This is a genomic window from Kitasatospora sp. NPDC032757 (assembly GCF_055579305.1).
Genome location: NZ_JBVINN010000008.1, coordinates 1 through 18,311 on the forward strand (window position 1 = coordinate 1; position 18,311 = coordinate 18,311).

Below are 18,311 nucleotides of genomic sequence, written 5' to 3' on the forward strand. Positions count from 1 at the left end.
GGCTCCCAGTAGACGACTGGGTTGATAGGCCGGATATGGAAGCCCTGTGAGGGGTGGAGTTGACCGGTACTAATAGGCCGAGGGCTTGTCCTCAGTTGCTCGCGTCCACTGTGTTGTTCTGAAACAACGACCCCATGACATGGCCTGTCGTGGTGCGGTTGACAGTTTCATAGTGTTTCGGTGGTCATAGCGTGAGGGAAACGCCCGGTTACATTCCGAACCCGGAAGCTAAGCCTCACAGCGCCGATGGTACTGCAGGGGGGACCCTGTGGGAGAGTAGGACGCCGCCGAACAATCATTCACAAAGAACCCCCGATCCGTCACGGATCGGGGGTTCTTTGCGTTTCCGGGACAACGGTGTTCCGAAAACTACAGCGCGAGTTTGAAGCCGAGGTGCGAGGCGACGAATCCGAGGCGCTCGTAGAAGCGGTGGGCGTCGGTGCGGGTCGCGTCGGAAGTGAGCTGGACGAGGTCGGCGTCGAGTTCGCGGGAGCGGTCGACGGCCCAGAGGATCAGCTCCGTGCCGAGGCCGCTGCCGCGCTCGTCGGCGTGGATCCGGACCGCTTCGATGATGGTCCGGGTGGAGCCCTTGCGCGAGAGGCCGGGGACGACGGTCAGCTGGAGGGTGCCGATGGTCCGGCCGGCGCGTTCGGCGACGACCAGGTGCTGGTGCGGGTCGGCGTCGATGCGGGCGAAGGCGTCGCGGTACGGGGTGAGGTCGTCGGGGCTCTCGCGGGTGGCGCCCAGGGTGTCGTCGGCGAGCATGGCCACTATCGCCGGAAGGTCGTCGGCGGTGGCCCGGCGGATCGTCAGGTCGGTCATGATCACAGCCTAGGCGGACCCCTGGAAGCCCGACCAACCCCCTGCCCCGCTCCCTTACCTCTCCGCGGCCCGGCTGTGCCCCACAGCAGCCCTCCAGGCCCCCCAATGGCCCTCCCGGCGGATGACCCGGCGTCACCCACCCTCCGCCGCGCTGGTGATGACGGCGAAGACGGCGTCGTGCGGGTCGATCAGCTGGGCGAGTCGGCCGACGCCGTGGACGTCCATGGCGGGAATCCGGACGGTCGCGCCGAGCTGTTCGGCGAGGGCGACGGCGGCGTCCACGCTCCGGACCTCGATGTAGGGGAGCCAGTGCGAGGTGGTGCCGGCGGCGGTCTGTTCGGGGCCGAGCTGCATGATGCCGCCGTGCGCGTCGTCCGTGCCGCCGCCGGCCGGGGTGAGGACGGTGTACATCACCTCGCCGAGCGGGACGTCCTGTTCCTGCCAGGAGAAGACGGCGCGGTAGAAGGTCTTGGCCGCCTCGGCGTCGACGCTGTAGCACTCGGCCCAGCAGAAGGTGCCGGGTTCGGTGACGGCGTCCAGGCCGGGGGTTTCGCGGGGCTCCCAGACGGCGAACTCGGCACCGGCGGGGTCGGTGCAACCGGCCGTCCGGCCGTCGGTGAAGACGCTGAACGGGGCGAGGCGGACCGTGCCGCCGGCGGCCTCGACGAGTTCGGCGGTCCGGTCGGCGTCGAGGGTGCGGAAGTAGATCGTCCAGCCGGGGCGGGTGGTCCCTTCGGCCGGGTCGGCGGCGGCACGGTGCGGGGCGAGGGCGGCGACGGTGCGGCCGTCCTGCTGGAAGAGGCCGTAGCCGCCGGCCTCCGGGCCGGTGGAGGCGAAGGTCCAGCCGAAAACGGTGGTGTAGAAGGTGACGGAGGCGGCGGTGTCCGGGCTGGTGAGGTCGAGCCAGTTGGGCGAGCCGGGGGCGAAGGCGGTGGTGAGCATGGCGGCACTGCTCCTCGGGCGATGCCTGTCGCGATGGGGCGCGGGCAGGACGGAAGGTCCCCCTCTGCGTCTACCAGCCTGGCACCAGGGCGCCCGGTGTCGCACCCGGGCGGTACGGTGCGTAGCGGAACTGCACCCGTACTGGTAGAGGGGGCCGGGTGGCCAGGCAGACTCAGCAGGCGCCGGCGGGTCCGGCGGGCCCGCCGCGTCAGCTCGCCCAGGTCGAGGGCGTCCTGGAGCGGATCACGTACGCCAACGAGGAGACCGGCTACACGGTCGCGCGGGTGGACACCGGGCGCGGCAGCAACGACCTGCTGACGGTGGTGGGCGCGCTGCTGGGGGCGCAGCCGGGGGAGTCGCTGCGGCTGCACGGGCGGTGGGGGTCGCATCCGCAGTACGGCAAGCAGTTCGTGGTGGAGAACTACACGACGGTGCTGCCTGCGACGATCCAGGGCATCCAGCGCTATCTCGGCTCGGGGTTGATCAAGGGGATCGGGCCGCGGTTCGCCGAGCGGATCGTGGAGCGGTTCGGGGTGGACACCCTGGAGGTGATCGAGCACGAGCCGGGCCGGCTGATCGAGGTGCCGGGGCTGGGGCCGAAGCGGACCAAGAAGATCGCGGTGGCGTGGGAGGAGCAGAAGTCCATCAAGGAGGTGATGGTCTTCCTGCAGGGCGTCGGCGTCTCCACTTCCCTGGCGGTGCGGATCTACAAGCAGTACGGGGACGGTTCGATCGGGGTGGTGAAGAACGAGCCGTACCGGCTGGCGTCGGACGTCTGGGGTATCGGCTTCCTGACGGCGGACCGGATCGCGCAGGCGGTGGGGATTCCGCACGACAGTCCGGAGCGGGTGAAGGCGGGGCTGCAGTACGCGCTGTCGCAGAGCAGCGACCAGGGGCACTGCTACCTGCCGGAGGAGCGGTTGATCGCGGACGGGGTGAAGCTGCTCCAGGTGGACGTGGGGCTGGTGATCGACTGCCTGGCGGAGCTGGTGGCCGCGGAGGGGGTGGTGCGGGAGTCGGTGCCGGGGGAGGGCGGCGAGCCGATCACCGCGGTGTACCTGGTGCCGTTCCACCGGGCGGAGATCTCCCTCTCCAACCAGCTCTTGCGGCTGTTGCGGGCGGAGTCGGACCGGATGCCGTGGTTCGCGGACGTGGACTGGCCGGCGGCACTGGGCTGGCTGGCGAAGCGGACGGGCACGGAGCTGGCCCCGGAGCAGGAGCAGTCGGTGCGGCTGGCGCTGACCGAGAGGGTCGCGGTGCTGACCGGCGGTCCCGGCTGCGGCAAGTCGTTCACGGTGAAGTCGATCGTGACGCTGGCGCTGGCGAAGCGGGCCAAGGTGGTGCTGGCGGCGCCGACCGGGCGGGCGGCGAAGCGGCTTGCGGAGCTGACCGGGGTGGAGGCGTCGACGGTGCACCGGCTGCTGGAGCTGCGGCCGGGCGGGGACGCCGCGTACGACCGGGACCGGCCGTTGGACGCCGATCTGGTGGTGGTGGACGAGGCGTCGATGCTGGACCTCATCCTGGCGAACAAGCTGGTCAAGGCGGTGGCGCCGGGGGCGCACCTGCTGTTCGTGGGGGATGTGGACCAGCTGCCGTCGGTGGGCGCCGGCGAGGTGCTGCGGGACCTGCTCGCGGAGGGCGGGCCGATCCCGTCGGTGCGGCTGACCAGGATCTTCCGGCAGGCCCAGCAGTCGGGGGTGGTGACCAACGCGCACCGGATCAACGAGGGGCTGCCGCCGATGACGGAGGGGCTGGCGGACTTCTTCCTGTTCGTGGAGGACGACGCCGAGCGGGCGGCCGGGCTGACGGTGGACGTGGTGGCGCGGCGGATCCCGCAGCGGTTCGGCTTCGACGCGCGGCGGGACGTCCAGGTGCTGGCGCCGATGCACCGGGGCCCCGCGGGCGCGGGGAACCTGAACACGCTGTTGCAGGCGGCGGTGTCGCCGGCCCGGGAAGGGCTGGCGGAGCGGCGGTTCGGCGGGCGGACGTTCCGGGTGGGGGACAAGGTCACGCAGATCAGGAACAACTATGACAAGGGGCGGAACGGGGTCTTCAACGGCACCGTGGGAGTGGTGACCTCGCTCAGCGTGGACGACCAGCGGCTGACCGTGCTCACCGACGAGGACGAGGAGGTGCCGTACGACTTCGACGAGCTGGACGAGTTGGCGCACGCGTACGCGGTGACGATCCACCGGTCGCAGGGGAGCGAGTATCCGGTGGTGGTGATTCCGGTCACCACGTCCGCATGGACGATGCTCCAGCGGAATCTGCTCTACACCGCTGTGACCAGGGCGAGGAAACTCGTGGTGCTCGTGGGGTCACGGAAGGCGATCGCCCAGGCCGTTCGAACCGTCAGCGCAGGTAGGAGGCATGCCGCGCTGGACCATCGGCTGGCCACTGGATGATTCTCCAACGGATGGTTGCCTCTATTGTTCTCTTGACGTGAAGAGATTTACGGCAGAGCCTGGTGTGGTGCCGATCTTGTCCGGTTCGTACCGGCTGCGGCGGCAGGTTTTGTAGGGGCGGTCCCTTTCGGGCCACCCCGGGTGCGCGGCTGTCCGCCAGATGGGGGATGGTAGAGACAGTCAGGGCACCTTGGAAGAGGATTCATTTCGTCGGTGAGGAAGACGTGAGCGACAACTCGGTAGTACTGCGGTACCAGGACGGCGAGTACGAGTACCCCGTCGTCGAGAGCACTGCGGGCAACGCCGGCTTCGACATCTCGAAGCTGCTCCCGCAGACCGGCCTGGTCACCCTGGACAACGGCTTCGGTAACACCGCCGCGTACAAGTCCGCGATCACCTTCGTGGACGGCGACAACGGCATCCTGCGCTACCGCGGCTACCCGATCGAGCAGCTCGCCGAGCAGGGCAGCTTCATCGAGACCGCGTACCTGCTGATCAACGGCGAGCTGCCGACGGCCGACCAGCTGTCGGAGTTCAACCGCGAGATCACCCAGCACACCCTGCTGCACGAGGACGTCAAGCGCTTCTACCAGGGCTTCCCGCGGGACGCCCACCCGATGGCGATGCTGTCGTCCGTGGTCGGCGCGCTGTCCACCTTCTACCAGGACAGCCACAACCCGTTCGACGCCGGCCAGCGCCACCTGTCGACGGTCCGCCTGCTGGCGAAGCTGCCGACGATCGCGGCCTACGCGTACAAGAAGTCGGTCGGCCAGCCGTTCGTCTACCCGCGCAACGACCTGAGCTACGTCGAGAACTTCCTGCGGATGACCTTCGCGGTGCCCGCCGAGGACTACGAGCTCAACCCGGTCATCGTCAACGCCCTGGACAAGCTGCTTATCCTGCACGCGGACCACGAGCAGAACTGCTCGACCTCCACGGTCCGCCTGGTCGGCTCCAGCCACGCCAACCAGTTCGCCTCGATCTCGGCCGGCATCTCGGCGCTCTGGGGCCCGCTGCACGGCGGCGCCAACCAGGCCGTCCTGGAGATGCTGGAGAGCATCCAGAAGGACGGCGGCGACGTCGACGCGTTCATCCGCAAGGTGAAGAACCGCGAGGACGGCGTCAAGCTCATGGGCTTCGGCCACCGCGTGTACAAGGCGTTCGACCCGCGCGCCGCGCAGGTCAAGCTGCTGGCGCACGAGGTGCTCGGCCAGCTCGGCAAGTCCGACGAGCTGCTCGACATCGCGCTCAAGCTGGAGGAGCACGCGCTGCAGGACGACTTCTTCGTCTCGCGCAAGCTCTACCCGAACGTGGACTTCTACACCGGCCTGATCTACCGCGCCATGGGCTTCCCGACCAGCATGTTCACCGTGCTGTTCGCGCTCGGCCGGCTGCCGGGCTGGATCGCCCACTGGCACGAGATGATCAACGACCCGACCAGCCGGATCGGCCGTCCGCGCCAGATCTACACCGGCACCGCGATCCGCGACTACGTGGAGCTCGGCGCCCGCTGAGGCTCCGGCGCCCGCTGACGCAGGACCAGGAAGGGCCCGGCCGCACCGTGCGGCCGGGCCCTTCGCCGTCACCCGCGAGGGTGGAAACGTACGGCGCACGACTCCGGGGGCGGCCGCAGCCCGGGACGGCCGCTCAAAGCGTCCCAGACCCGCCACTCCCCGGCGCCGTGCGCGAAGGCCGCCGACAGGTCGGCGACCGTCCCGGGGCCCGCCGGAGCCCCGTCGGCGGCAGTCGGTGTCCGCGCGGAGACGTGAAGCCGTTCGCCACGTCCCCGCCCACCGGAAAAACTGCCGCACTACCAACCTAAGACGTATCAGGGTGCGAGAAGTTACGCCCGGGGTGTGTGACCTGCCTCTCGCCACGCTCCGTGTGCGCGCCGTACCGGGCCCATATCACACCTTCCGCCGGCGGGAACGTCACCCTCCCCACAGTGACGGCAACCGAGCGTGATAGGAATCGTGGCATTCCGGTACGGACCGTCCCGCACCCTCGCAGCGTGGCGGCGGAACTGGGGAGGGAGTGCGCAGATGGCCAGGAACGTCGTTGTCACCGGCGGTGGCACGGGGATCGGGTACGAGGTGGCCCGCCGGTTCGCCGAGGCGGGCGAACAGGTCGTGATCGTCGGCCGCCGGCGGGCGGTGCTCGAACAGGCCGCGGCCGACCTCGGCCCGAACGTCACCCCGCTGGTCTGCGACCTCGCCGACCCGGACGCCGTCGAGGCGGCGCTCGGTGAACTGCCCGAGCGGATCGACGTGCTGGTGAACAACGCCGGCAGCCGGGAGACCGTGATCGGCGGCGGTCCGCACGCCCTGCTGGCCCGCTGGCGCGGCGACTTCGAGCGCAACGTGCTGACCGTGGTGCTGCTCACCGAGTCCATCCGGGACCGGCTCACCCCGGGCTCCGGCCGGGTCGTCACCGTCAGCTCGATCGCCGCCCTGCGCGGCGCCGGCTCGTACGGGGCCGCCAAGGCGTCGCTGCACGCCTGGAACCACTTCCTGGCCGCCCAGCTCGGCACCTCGGGCATCACCGCCAACATCGTCGCCCCGGGCACGGTCGCGGGCACCGAGTTCTTCGGCCCGCGGCTGGACGAGGCCGAGGTCTCCCGGCGGGCGGCCCGGACGCTGCTCGGCCGGATCGGGGAGGCCGGCGAGGTGGCGGCGGCGGTCTACTTCCTGGCCTCGCCGGAGGCCGGCTTCGTCACCGGAGAGATCCTGCACTGCAACGGCGGCGAGCTGCTCGGCCGTTGAGCGGACGCATGGACGTGAGAGGGCCCGGACCGAGCTCGGTCCGGGCCCTCTCACGTCGGTCTCAGGCGGCCCGGAAGCGGCGCAGCCGGAGGCTGTTGGTGACCACGAAGAGCGAGGAGAAGGCCATGGCAGCGCCCGCGATCATCGGGTTGAGCAGTCCGGCGGCGGCCAGCGGGATCGCCGCCACGTTGTAGCCGAAGGCCCAGAAGAGGTTGCCCTTGATGGTGGCCAGGGTCCGGCGGGAGAGCCGGATGGCGTCGGCGGCGGCGAGCAGGTCTCCGCGGACGAGGGTGAGGTCGCCGGCCTCGATGGCGGCGTCGGTGCCGGTGCCCATGGCCAGGCCCAGGTCGGCCTGGGCGAGGGCGGCCGCGTCGTTGACGCCGTCGCCGACCATGGCCACGACCCGCCCCTCGGCCTGGAGGCGCCGCACGGTGGCGACCTTCTCCTCCGGCAGCACCTCGGCGATCACGTCGTCCGGCCTGATGCCGACCTCGGCCGCCACCGCCCGGGCCACGGCGGCGTTGTCGCCGGTGAGCAGCATCGGGGTCAGCCCGAGGGCGCGCAGGCCGTCGACGGCCTCGGCACTGGTGGGCTTGACGGCGTCGGCGACCTCCAGGACGGCGCGCGCTTCGCCGTCCCAGCCGACGGCGACGACGGTCCGCCCGGCGGCCTCGGCGTCCGCCTCGGCCCGGGCCAGCGCCGGCGGGAGGGGCAGCGCGCGGTCGGCCAGCAGGGCGGCGCGGCCGGCGACCACGGCGCGGCCCTCGACGGTGCCCCGGACGCCGAGGCCGGGGACGTTCTCGAAGCCCTCCACGCCGGGCAGTTCGCCCGTCCGGTCGGCGGCGGCGGTGGCGATCGCGGTGGCGATCGGGTGCTCGGAGGCGTGCTCGACCGCGCCGGCCAGGCGCAGCGCCTCGGTCTCGGTGGTGCCCTCGGCGGTGTGGACGGCGAGCAGGGTCATCCGGCCGGTGGTGACGGTGCCGGTCTTGTCCAGGACGACGGTGTCCACCTTGCGGGTGGTCTCCAGCACCTCCGGGCCCTTGATCAGGATGCCGAGCTGGGCGCCGCGGCCGGTGCCGACCAGCAGCGCGGTCGGGGTGGCCAGGCCGAGCGCGCACGGGCAGGCGATGATCAGCACGGCGACGGCGGCGGTGAACGCCTCGGTGGGGCTGTCGGAGACCAGCAGCCAGCCGACCAGGGTGCCGAGCGCGATCAGGATGACCACCGGCACGAAGACGGCGGAGATCCGGTCGGCCAGCCGCTGGGCGGCGGCCTTGCCGTTCTGCGCGTCCTCCACCAGCTGGGCCATCCGGGCGAGCCGGGTGTCGGCGCCGACCCGGGTGGCCTCGACCACCAGCCGGCCGCCGGCGTTGACCGTGGCACCGGTGACGGCGTCGCCCACCGCGACCTCGGCCGGTACGGACTCGCCGGTCAGCATCGAGGCGTCCACGGCCGAGGCGCCCTCGACGACCACGCCGTCGGTGGCGATCTTCTCGCCCGGGCGGACCACGAAGCGCATCCCGACGGTCAGCCGGTCCACCGGCAGCCGGACCTCGCGTCCGCCCCCGCCGTCCTGGAGGACGGTGACGTCCTTGGCGCCGAGGTCGAGCAGGGCGTGCAGGGCGGCGCCGGCCCGCCGCTTGGAGCGTGCCTCCAGGTAGCGGCCGAGCAGGATCAGCACGGTGACGGCGGCGGCCGTCTCCAGGTACAGGGTGGACGAGGCGTCGGTGGCGCCGACCGAGAGCGAGAACGAGTGCCGCATGCCGGCCATGCCCGCGTCGCCCCAGAACAGGGCCCAGAACGACCAGCCGAAGGCGGCCAGGGTGCCGAGCGAGACCAGGGTGTCCATGGTCGCGGCGCCGTGCTTGAGGTTGGTCCAGGCGGCGCGGTGGAACGGCAGCCCGCCGTAGACGACCACGGGGCCGGTGAGCGCGAAGGCCAGCCACTGCCAGTTGGTGAACTGCATCGACGGGATCATCGACAGCATGACCACCGGGACGCTGAGCACGGCGCTGACCAGCAGGCGGTCCAGCAGGGGGTCGGCGGGGGGCTGTTCGGGCGTCGTGCCGGCCCCGGCGGCCGCGGCCTCGGGGGCGGTGGCGGGCGGCGGGGGGAGTTCGGCGGTGTAGCCGGTCTGCTCGATGGTGGCGATCAGGTCGGCCACGTCCACCCCGGGCCCGAAGTCGACCCGGGCCTTCTCGGTGGCGTAGTTGACGGTGGCCTCGACGCCTTCCATCCGGTTGAGCTTCTTCTCGATCCGGGCGGCGCACGAGGCGCAGGTCATGCCGCCGATGGACAGCTCGACGCGCTCCCGCAGGGCCGCCACGCCCGGGGTGGAGGTGGTGCTCATGCTGGTCAGCTCCTTGGTCAGAGCGTACGGCGGGGGCCGCGGGGTGCGGGCCCCGCCGTGTGGTCTGTCTTCGAGGGCCGCGAGGCTCAGGCGGACCGGCCGACCAGCTCGTAGCCGGCCTCGTCGACGGCCGCGCGGACCTGCTCGTCGTCCAGCTCGGCCGTCGAGAGGACCGTCACGGTGCCGGCCTTGGCGTCGGCCGCCACCTCGGTGACGCCGGCCAGCGCGGAGAGCTCCTTGCTGACCGAGCTCTCGCAGTGGCCGCAGCTCATGCCGGTCACGGTGTAGGTGATGGTGCTGGACATCGGAGCCTCCGGGAGGTCTGTACCGCCGCGGGCACGTGCCCGGGCTGTTCGTCTGATAACACCATACCCCTGCGGGGTATGACCCAGGGAAGGGGGTGATGTGGTGCGGATCGCATCCGGCCGCCCGGCGGCGCGGACGCGGTCCGAGAGCAGAGCGTATGCGCCCGAACACGCTGCGCCCGAATCCGCGCCGGGTGGCGGGCGGATTCAGGCGCAGCGTGCGGTCCTGCGGGGGTCGTTCAGGCGGGGGCTGCCGGGAGCTGGGCCGGGATCGTGGCGCGCTCGCGGCGGATCAGCAGCCGCAGCCAGAGGAGGCCGCCCAGCGCGACCACGACCAGCCCCAGGGCGTCGTAGAGCGTGTAGAGGTGGACCTGCTCGCCGGTCGGGTCCGGCAGGTAGCCGAGGTCGAACAGGGCGCGCTGCCGGTCGCTGGTGGTGGTCCTCGCGACCAGCCAGACCGCGATGGCGCTCGTCGAGTCCCAGAGCGCGTGCAGGAGGGCGACGCCGAGGTAGGTGAGCGCGACCGGAGGGGTGAGGCGGAAGTGGCCGCCGCGCCGCTCGCGGAAGAGCACCCCGCCGAGGATCGCCGTCCACAGGATGTGTCCGACCGGTGCCAGGACGCCGCGCAGGATCTCCGTCTCGACCAGGTTCCTGAGCGAGAGGCCCTGGATGCTGAGCACCGCGTTGAACGCGTAGCCGGCGCTCTCGAAGGCGGCGAAGCCGGCGCCGACCGTGGCGCCCAGTACCAGCCCGTAGCGCAGGCCGCCGACCCGCAGGTGCCGGCAGATCACGACCAGGGCGGCGAGCTTGACCGCCTCCTCGATCAGGCCGACGCCGAGGTACGTCCAGGCCGAGGGGGAGAGCAGGTACGTCTCCAGCACCGAGGCGCCGAGTACGCCGATGATGCCGCCGATGCCGAAGCAGGCGAGGATCCGGTCCGCGCCCAGGTCGGCGGCGTAGCGCTCGTACGCCCAGACCACCATCGTGGCCGGCACGAGGAAGCTGCCGAGCAGCACGATCGTCGGCACCAGGTTGCTGTTGCCGGTCAGGAAGGTGACGGCGACGGTGGCGACCCAGAGCAGTAGGCCGACCAGGAAGATCCTGAGCCATTGGCCGGGACGTGCCGCCGCACGCGCCGGCGGGTCGGAGATGCGGGGGGTGTTGCGGTATCCGGACACCGGTGATGGCCTCCCTTGCGAGCCGCTTTTAGTCGCACTGTATGACAAAGCGGTCATTTCGGTACCGATTGGCCCAGTGCGGCTCGGGTGGGCGGGGCCGGCCCCGGGGTGCGGGGGTGAGGTGGCTGATCGTCCGTTATGTTCGATATGTGTTCCCGATCCGCCGAGCCCAGTCGCCCGCGGTCCCGACCGCCGTGGGCCTGTCGCCGGGCCGGCGGCGCGGCGCGCTGCTCGCCGCCGACCTCCAGGACGTGCCGTTCTGGCGCCGGGCGACCCCGGCGCTGATCGCGATCGGGCTGGTCGGGCTCGCGGACCTCTTCTCCGGCAAGGACCGCTACCTCGCGCCGCTGATGACAGTCGTCCCCACCATCGCCGCACTCACGCTGCGGCCCGTCGAACTGCTGATGGTCTGCCTGCTCGGCCTCTTCGCGTTGTTCGGCCTCAGCCACTACGACGAGGTCGACAACGTCAACGACGAGCGCTTCCTCTACGGCGCGATGGTCAGCTACCTGCTGCTCACCCTGTTCTCCGCCTGGGTCGCCCACCTCAGGATGCGCCGGGCCGCGGCCTTCGCGGCCGTCAGCTCCGTCGCCGAGGCCGCCCAGCGGGCGCTGCTGCGGCTGCCCGGCCCGGTCGTCGGACCGCTGCGCCTCGCGGTCCGGTACGTCTCCGCCGCCGACGCCTCGCGGATCGGCGGGGACCTCTACTCCGTCCTGGAGACCCCGCACGGCACCCGGGTGGCGGTCGGGGACGTCCGCGGCAAGGGCCTGGGAGCCGTGCAGACCGCCGCCGTGGTGCTCGGCGCCTTCCGCGAGGCCGCGTACGACGAGGCCGGGCTGCGCGGGGTGGCCGCCCGGATCGAGGCCAGCGTCGAGCGGCACGCGCCGGCCGGGGAGTTCACCACCGCGCTGTTCGCGGAGTTCCGCACACCCGGGGTGATGGAGCTGCTCCAGTACGGGCACGTCCCGCCGATCCGGGTGGACCCGGACGGCGGGGTGCACGTCCTCGACGCGCCCGATCCGTGGGTGCCGCTCGGCCTCGGCCGGCTGGCCGCCGGCGAGCCGACCAGCTGGGACCAGCCGTTCGGCCAGGACGACGTGCTGGTGCTCTGCACCGACGGCGTGATCGAGGCCAAACACCGCCGGAACGGCGAGTTCTACCCGCTGGCGCAGCGGGTCGGCCCGCTGGTGCGGGGCGCGGCCCGCTCCGCCACGGAGCTGGAGGCGGCCGTCGGCCGGGTCTACGCCGACCTGCTGGAGCACACCGGCGGGGAGCTGCGGGACGACGCCCTGCTGCTCCTGATCACCCGGACCGATCAGCTCTGAGCCGCGGTGACCTCGGCGAGGGCACGGAAGACCAGGGCCGTCGAGGTCGCGCCCGGATCCTGGTGGCCGACGCTGCGCGGGCCCAGGTAGGAGGCGCGGCCCTTGCGGGCCTGGAGCGGCACGGTGGCGAGCGCGCCCCGCTCGGCCGCGTCCGCCGCCGCCCCGGCCGCCTGCGGCAGGCCGGCGCCCGCCGCCACCGCGGCCCGGTAGGCGGCCAGTGCCGGGGTCCAGGCGTCCACGATGGTCTTGTCGCCCGGCTCGGCCCTGCCGAGGTCCCGCACCGCCCGGAGTCCGGCCGCCAGCGCGTCGCCGAACACGGCCGGGCCGGCCGGGGCGGGCAGGGCGGAGCCGAGAGCACGGAAGGCCTTCCCGTACAGCGGTCCGGAGGCGCCGCCGACCTTGGAGATCAGCGTCGTACCGGCCTTGGTCAGCACAGCCCCCGGGCCCGCCGGGTCGAGGCCGTCCAGAGCGGCCAGCACGGCGGTGAAACCGCGCTGCAGATTGCTGCCGTGGTCGCCGTCGCCGATCGCGGAGTCCAGCTCGGTGAGCCGCTGCTGCTCCTTCTCCACGGCGGCGGCGATCGCGCGCACCCAGGCCTCGGCGAGCGGGGTGTCGAAGTCCATGTCCGTCCCTCTTCTCAGGCCCGCTTGAGGGCGGGGGTGTCCACCGGGGCGTCCCACAGCTCCAGCAGCTCGCCGTCGGCCTTGGCCAGGGTGAGCGAGAAGCCCGCCATGTCCAGGCTGGTGACGTAGTTGCCGACCAGGTTGCGGGCCACCGTGATGCCGCGCTCGGCCAGCCGTGCGGCCACCTCGCCGAAGACGATGTACAGCTCCAGCAGCGGGGTGCCGCCGAGACCGTTCACCAGGGCGATCACCTCGTCGCCGGCGGTCAGCTGGTGGTCGGCGAGGATCGTCTCCACCACCTCGGCGGCCAGCTCGCGGGCCGGGCGCAGCTTCTCGCGGCGGCGGCCGGGCTCGCCGTGGATGCCGACGCCGACCTCGATCTCGTCCTCCGGCAGGTCGAAGCCGGGCTTGCCGGCGGCCGGGACGGTCGCGGCGGTCAGCGCGATCGCGAAGGAACGGGAGGCGGCGTTCACCCGCCGGCCCATCGCGGCCACGTCGTCCAGCGTGGCGCCGCGCTCGGCCAGCGCGCCGGCGATCTTCTCCACCAGCACGGTCGCGCCGGTGCCGCGGCGGCCGGCCGTCCACGTCGAGTCCTCGACCGCGACGTCGTCGTCGACCAGCACGGTGCGGACCTCCAGGCCCTCCTCGGCGGCGAGTTCGGCGGCCAGCTCGAAGTTCATCACGTCACCGGTGTAGTTCTTCACCACGAAGACCACGCCCGCGCCGGAGTCCACGGCCTTGGCGGCGGCCAGCATCTGGTCCGGCACCGGGGAGGTGAAGATCTCGCCCGGGCAGGCGGCGTCCAGCATCCCGCGGCCGACGAAGCCGCCGTGCAGCGGCTCGTGGCCGGAGCCGCCGCCGGAGACCAGCGCGACCTTCGAGGCCGGCGGGCGGAGGGCCCGGGTGATCACCCGGTTCGCGAGGTCCACCGTCAACTCCGGGTGGGCGGCGGCGAATCCGGCCAGCGCGTCCTCCAGGACGCTTTCCGGGGTGTTGATCAGCTTCTTCACGGCGCTTCGCTCCCTCGGCAGACGATGCTGACCCGACGCTACGCCAGATGGGGGGCGGCGGCACGGGGTACGGCGAGGGGCGGCGTGTCCCGGGGCGGGGCGGGGTTCGGGCGGAGCCAAGGCGTTCGGTCGGTGGCCGGTGGGGCTGGGGCGGGGGCGGCGGCACCGGGCGCGACACGGGGCACGGGTCACTCGTGCGGAGCAGCGGGGCCGCCGTAGGGTCGGCGTATGAGCGACTACGTGGGCATCGTCCTGGTCTCGCACAGCGCGCAGCTGGCCGCCGGGCTGAAGCAGTTGTTGGGGGAACTCGCCTCGGACGCGGTGCGGGTGGTGGTGGCGGCCGGCACGGAGGAGGGCGGGATCGGCACCAGCTACGACCTGATCGCCCGGGCCGTCACGGAGGCGGACGGCGGGGCGGGCGTGGTGGTGCTGCCGGACCTCGGCAGCTCGGTGCTGACCGCCGTCACGGTGCTGGAGGACGAGCCGCGGCCCGGGGTGGTGCTGGTGGACGCGCCCTTCGTGGAGGGCGCGGTCTCGGCGGCGGTCACCGCCTCCACCGGGGCGGCGCTGGCCGAGGTGGTGGCGGCGGCCGAGGAGGCGCGGACCTTCCGCAAGCTCTGAGCGGCCGCGAGCTGCGGCCGCTACTTGGCGTCGGCGTAGCAGTCCACCACGGCGGTGCTGAGCGGGAACCGGACCGGGGTGTCCCCGAAGACCAGCTGCCGGGCCTCGTCGGCGGAGGCGGCGACGGCGGCGGCCACCTCGTCGGCCAGGTTGGCAGGGGTGTGCACGATCACCTCGTCGTGCTGGAAGAAGACCAGGTGCGGCCGGTCGGCCGGATCCGCCACCGGCAGGGCGCCCAGCCGGCGGCGCAGCGCCGCGAGGAGGGCGAGCGCCCAGTCGGCGGCGCTGGCCTGGATCACGAAGTTGCGGGTGAAGCGGCCCCGGGCGCGGGCCGAGCGGCCGCCGGCGTCCCCGGCCGTCTCCGGGGCCTCGGTGAGGTCGAGCCAGTCGGCGGAGGGCGGGGGGCAGACCCGGCCCAGCCGGGAGGCGACCACGCCGCCGTCCTCGCCGGTGCGGGCGGCCGCCTCGACGTAGCCCATGGCGGCCGGGTAGCGGCGGCGCAGGGTGGCGAGCAGCGGGCCGATGTCGCCGCTGGTCTGCCCGTACATGGCGCCGAGCAGGCCGAGCTTGGCCTTGTCGCGGTCCCCCTGGAAGGCGGAGGCGGCCAGCGCCTCGTAGAGGTCGCCGCCGGCGGCGGTGCGGGCCAGGCCGGCGTCCTCGGAGAGGGCGGCGAGGACGCGCGGCTCCAGTTGGGCGGCGTCGGCGACGACCAGCAGCCAGCCCGGGTCGGCGACCACGGCGCGGCGCAGGATGCGGGGGATCTGCAGGGCTCCGCCGCCCCGGCTGGCCCAGCGGCCGGAGACCACGCCGCCGACCACGTACTCGGGGCGGAACCGGCCGCCGCGGGCCCAGGCGTCCTGCCAGGCCCAGCCGTGCGCGGCGTGGATCCGGGAGAGCTCCTTGTAGCGGACCATCAGCTTCGCGGCCGGGTGGTCGACCCCCTTCAGCTCCCAGGACCGGGTGGAGCCGAGCTGGATGCCGCGGTCGGCGAAGGCGCGCAGCACCTGGCTGTGCGAGTCGGGGTTGAAGGGGCGCCCGCCGAGGGCCTGTTGGAGTTCGGCGGCCAGCTCGGCGAGCAGTCTGGGCCGGCTGCCGGGGACGGTGGGGCGGGGGCCGAGCAGCTCGGTGAGCAGCCGGTCGTGGATGTCGGCGCGCCACGGCAGGCCGTCGTACGCCATCTCGGCGGCGACCAGCGCGCCGGCCGACTCGGCGGCGACCAGCAGCCGGAACCGGGAGCGCGCCGCCGGGTCGGTGATCGCGGCCAGCCGGCGCTGCTGCTCGGCGTGGACGGCGACGACGGCGGCCAGCGGGTCGGCGCCGGGCGGCAGTTGCAGCCGGTCCGGGGCGAACAGGGTGTCCTGCCCGTCGTCGTACTCGGCGGAGCCGGGTTCGGGCAGGTCGGCCGGGACGGGCAGGCCGCGGAGCCGGGCCCAGGCGGCGCCGAGCGAGCGCGGCGCGCCGAACCGGCCCTCGTGGGCCAGCAGCAGTGCCTCGGTCAGCCGCAGGTCGTGGCAGCGGGCGAGCCGGTCGGGCAGCCGGGGGAGCAGCGGGGCGTAGGCGCTGTCGGCGGCCGCCCAGACCCAGCGCACGGTGCCGGCCCGCTCGGCGGCGGCGGCGACGGCGGCGGCGAGGTCGGGGGCGGCGCTGGGCGGGCCGAGCGGGGCTCCGGCGTCGTCGAGGGGCTGGAGCCGGCCGCCGGGGCCGTGCGGGTCGGGGACGAGGGCGATCCGGGGTGCCATGGGGGCTCCTCCTCTCGGGCGGACGGGCAGGGACCTCGACGGTAGCCGGTGGGTACGACAATGCGGTCCGGACGGCGCGCGCGCCGGGTGGCGCGCTGGTCCCCGGGCGGTGCGCCGCCGAGCGGCCGGGGGCCGTAGGCAGCGCCGGTGACACCGCGTAGGGTCGGCGAAATGACCGAGAACCCCTTCTTCGAGCCCAGCACCCTGGTCTACGAACTGCCGCTCTTCGCCGAGATCCGGGAAGAGCACTACCTGCCCGCGTTCGAGCGCGGGATGGCCGACCAGCTCGCCGAGATCGCCGCGATCACGGCCGATCCGGCGCCGCCGGCCTTCGACAACACGGTGGCCGCGCTGGAGCGCTCGGGGGCGCTGCTGCGGCGGGTGCGGGCCGTCTTCGACAACCAGTCCTCCGCGGACACCTCGCCGCTGGTGGACCGGGTGGACGCCGAGATCAGCCCGAGGCTGGCGGCGCACAGCGACGCGATCCTGCTGGACGCCGCGCTGTTCGCCCGGATCGAGGAGCTGTACGGGCGGCGCGCCGGGCTGGGCCTGGACGCCGAGTCGCTGCGGCTGCTGGAGCGGTGGCACACCGCCTTCGTCCGGGCCGGGGCCCGGCTGGGCGCCGCGGAGCAGCAGCGGCTGCGCGCGCTGAACGCCGAACTGGCCACCGCCTCCTCGGAGTTCCGGCAGAACGTGGCGGCCGACTCGAAGGCCCGCGCGCTGGTGCTGGACTCCGCCGAGGAGCTGGCCGGGCTCTCGCCGGACGCGATCGCCGCCGCCGCCGAGAACGGCCGGGCGCTCGGGCACGACGGCAAGTACGTGCTCAGCCTGAAGAACTTCTCCAACCAGTCCGAGCTGGCCTTCCTCACCGACCGCTCGGTGCGCGAGCGCCTGCTGGCGGCCTCGCTGGGCCGCGCGATCGAGTCCAACGGCCCGCTGGCGATCCGGATGGCCGCGCTGCGCGCCGAGCGGGCCCGGCTGCTCGGGTACGACACGCACGCCGCGTACGTGGTGGCGGACGAGACGGCGGGCAGTGTCGGGGCGGTGGACGGGCTGCTGGCCCGGTTGGTGCCGCCGGCCGTGGCCAACGCCCGCCGGGAGGCGCAGGAGCTGGCCAAGCTGGCCGCCGCCGACGGGATCGAGGAGATCGCCGCGCACGACTGGGCGTACTACTCGGAGCAGGTCCGGCAGGCCTCGTACCAGGTGGACGCGGCGGCGCTGCGCCCGTACTTCGAGCTGGAGCGGGTGCTGCGGGACGGCGTCTTCTTCGCCGCCAACCTGGCGTACGGGGTGACCTTCACCGAGCGGCCGGACCTCGTCGCCTACCACCCGGACGTGCGGGTCTTCGAGGTGTTCGAGGAGGACGGCGGCTCGCTGGGGCTCTTCCTCGGGGACTTCCACGCCCGGGCGTCCAAGCGCGGCGGGGCCTGGATGGACGAGCTGGTCACCCAGTCGCGGCTGCTGGGGAAGCGGCCGGTGGTGTTCAACAACCTGAACGTCGCCAAGCCGGCGGCCGGTGAGCCGGTGCTGCTCTCCTGGGACGAGGTCCGCACGCTGTTCCACGAGTTCGGGCACGCGCTGCACGGGCTCTTCTCGGACGTCCGCTACCCGTACTTCGCGGGCACCGCCGTGCCGCGGGACTTCGTCGAGTTCCCCTCGCAGGTCAACGAGATGTGGATGGTCCGGCCGGAGGTGCTGGCCAACTACGCCAGGCACCACGTGACGGGTGAGCCGCTGCCCGCCGGGTCGGTCGAGCGGATGGCCGCGGCGGAGGGCTTCGGGCAGGGCTTCCGCACCGTCGAGTACCTGGCGGCGACCCTCCTGGACTGGGCCTGGCACACCCTGCCGGCCGGCCAGGAGGTCGCGGACGCCGAGGAGTTCGAGGCGGCGGCGCTCGCCAAGGCCGGTGTGGCGGTGGCGGAGATCCCGCCGCGCTACCGGACGGCGTACTTCTCGCACATCTTCTCGGGCGGCTACAGCGCGGGCTACTACGCGTACATCTGGTCGGAGGTGCTGGACGCCGAGACGGTGCAGTGGTTCGGGACCAACGGCCGGAGCGTGCGGGAGAGCGGCGAGGTGTTCCGCCGTGAGCTGCTGTCGCGCGGGGACAGCCGGGACGCGCTGGACTCCTTCCGCGCGGTGGTCGGGCGCGACCCGCAGACCGGCCCGCTGCTGGCGCGCCGCGGTCTGGCGTAGTGCCCTCGGAGGGTGGCCCGCGCACGGCGGGCC

Annotated in this window: 14 protein-coding genes and 1 rRNA gene; 7 read left to right on the plus strand and 8 right to left on the minus strand. The window is 73.1% G+C overall.

What is annotated here, in order from left to right; genetic code table 11:
* The first annotated feature begins 176 nt into the window (after positions 1–176).
* Positions 177–293: ribosomal RNA gene (gene rrf / locus ACZ5WK_RS12985) — 5S ribosomal RNA — on the plus strand.
* 76 nt (positions 294–369) lie between these two features.
* Here rrf and ACZ5WK_RS12990 read toward each other — a convergent pair.
* Both ACZ5WK_RS12990 and ACZ5WK_RS12995 read right to left on the minus strand, forming a co-directional pair.
* Entirely contained in the window at positions 370–822 is a 453-nt protein-coding gene (locus tag ACZ5WK_RS12990) for a GNAT family N-acetyltransferase (RefSeq protein WP_465547407.1), read from the minus strand.
* Positions 823–954: 132 nt separating this feature from the next.
* Entirely contained in the window at positions 955–1,764 is an 810-nt protein-coding gene (locus ACZ5WK_RS12995; RefSeq protein ID WP_465547408.1) for a VOC family protein, read from the minus strand.
* Positions 1,765–1,922: 158 nt separating this feature from the next.
* On the opposite strand from ACZ5WK_RS12995, the gene recD2 reads away from it, so the two are divergent.
* The 3 genes from recD2 (at position 1,923) to ACZ5WK_RS13010 (ending at position 6,931) form a co-directional block, all read left to right on the plus strand.
* Complete coding sequence (recD2, locus tag ACZ5WK_RS13000) at positions 1,923–4,169, plus strand: SF1B family DNA helicase RecD2 (RefSeq protein WP_465547409.1); 2,247 nt, start codon at positions 1,923–1,925, stop codon at positions 4,167–4,169.
* A gap of 224 nt (positions 4,170–4,393) precedes the next feature.
* Positions 4,394–5,683 carry a citrate synthase gene (locus tag ACZ5WK_RS13005; protein ID WP_465547410.1) on the plus strand — a complete coding sequence of 430 codons (1,290 nt, stop codon included), beginning with the start codon at positions 4,394–4,396 and terminating at the stop codon, positions 5,681–5,683.
* Between the two features lie 528 nt (positions 5,684–6,211).
* Positions 6,212–6,931: an SDR family NAD(P)-dependent oxidoreductase gene (locus tag ACZ5WK_RS13010; protein WP_405361525.1), complete on the plus strand. Its 720-nt coding sequence runs from the start codon at positions 6,212–6,214 to the stop codon at positions 6,929–6,931.
* A gap of 61 nt (positions 6,932–6,992) precedes the next feature.
* Here the strand turns inward: ACZ5WK_RS13010 and ACZ5WK_RS13015 are convergent, their stop codons facing one another.
* From ACZ5WK_RS13015 to ACZ5WK_RS13025, 3 genes are all read right to left on the minus strand, one after another.
* On the minus strand, positions 6,993–9,281 hold the full coding sequence (locus tag ACZ5WK_RS13015; protein ID WP_465547411.1) for a heavy metal translocating P-type ATPase: 2,289 nt from the start codon (positions 9,279–9,281) through the stop codon (positions 6,993–6,995).
* Positions 9,282–9,367: 86 nt separating this feature from the next.
* Entirely contained in the window at positions 9,368–9,586 is a 219-nt protein-coding gene (locus ACZ5WK_RS13020) for a heavy-metal-associated domain-containing protein (protein ID WP_465547412.1), read from the minus strand.
* Positions 9,587–9,825: 239 nt separating this feature from the next.
* Entirely contained in the window at positions 9,826–10,764 is a 939-nt protein-coding gene (locus tag ACZ5WK_RS13025; protein WP_465547413.1) for a PrsW family intramembrane metalloprotease, read from the minus strand.
* 149 nt (positions 10,765–10,913) lie between these two features.
* On the opposite strand from ACZ5WK_RS13025, the gene ACZ5WK_RS13030 reads away from it, so the two are divergent.
* Complete coding sequence (locus ACZ5WK_RS13030; RefSeq protein ID WP_465547414.1) at positions 10,914–12,089, plus strand: PP2C family protein-serine/threonine phosphatase; 1,176 nt, start codon at positions 10,914–10,916, stop codon at positions 12,087–12,089.
* On the opposite strand, the gene dhaL is transcribed toward ACZ5WK_RS13030, so the two are convergent.
* Entirely contained in the window at positions 12,080–12,712 is a 633-nt protein-coding gene (gene dhaL / locus ACZ5WK_RS13035; RefSeq protein WP_465547415.1) for a dihydroxyacetone kinase subunit DhaL, read from the minus strand. The genes ACZ5WK_RS13030 and dhaL overlap by 10 nt on opposite strands.
* Positions 12,713–12,726: 14 nt before the next feature.
* Entirely contained in the window at positions 12,727–13,722 is a 996-nt protein-coding gene (gene dhaK / locus ACZ5WK_RS13040; protein ID WP_465547416.1) for a dihydroxyacetone kinase subunit DhaK, read from the minus strand.
* Between the two features lie 228 nt (positions 13,723–13,950).
* On the opposite strand from dhaK, the gene dhaM reads away from it, so the two are divergent.
* Positions 13,951–14,343: a dihydroxyacetone kinase phosphoryl donor subunit DhaM gene (dhaM, locus tag ACZ5WK_RS13045; protein ID WP_405361533.1), complete on the plus strand. Its 393-nt coding sequence runs from the start codon at positions 13,951–13,953 to the stop codon at positions 14,341–14,343.
* Between the two features lie 20 nt (positions 14,344–14,363).
* Here dhaM and ACZ5WK_RS13050 read toward each other — a convergent pair whose 3' ends face one another.
* Complete coding sequence (locus ACZ5WK_RS13050) at positions 14,364–16,082, minus strand: bifunctional 3'-5' exonuclease/DNA polymerase (protein ID WP_465547417.1); 1,719 nt, start codon at positions 16,080–16,082, stop codon at positions 14,364–14,366.
* Positions 16,083–16,253: 171 nt separating this feature from the next.
* Here ACZ5WK_RS13050 and ACZ5WK_RS13055 point away from each other — a divergent pair, with 171 nt between their 5' ends.
* Entirely contained in the window at positions 16,254–18,278 is a 2,025-nt protein-coding gene (locus ACZ5WK_RS13055; protein WP_465547418.1) for a M3 family metallopeptidase, read from the plus strand.
* Positions 18,279–18,311 lie beyond the last annotated feature (33 nt).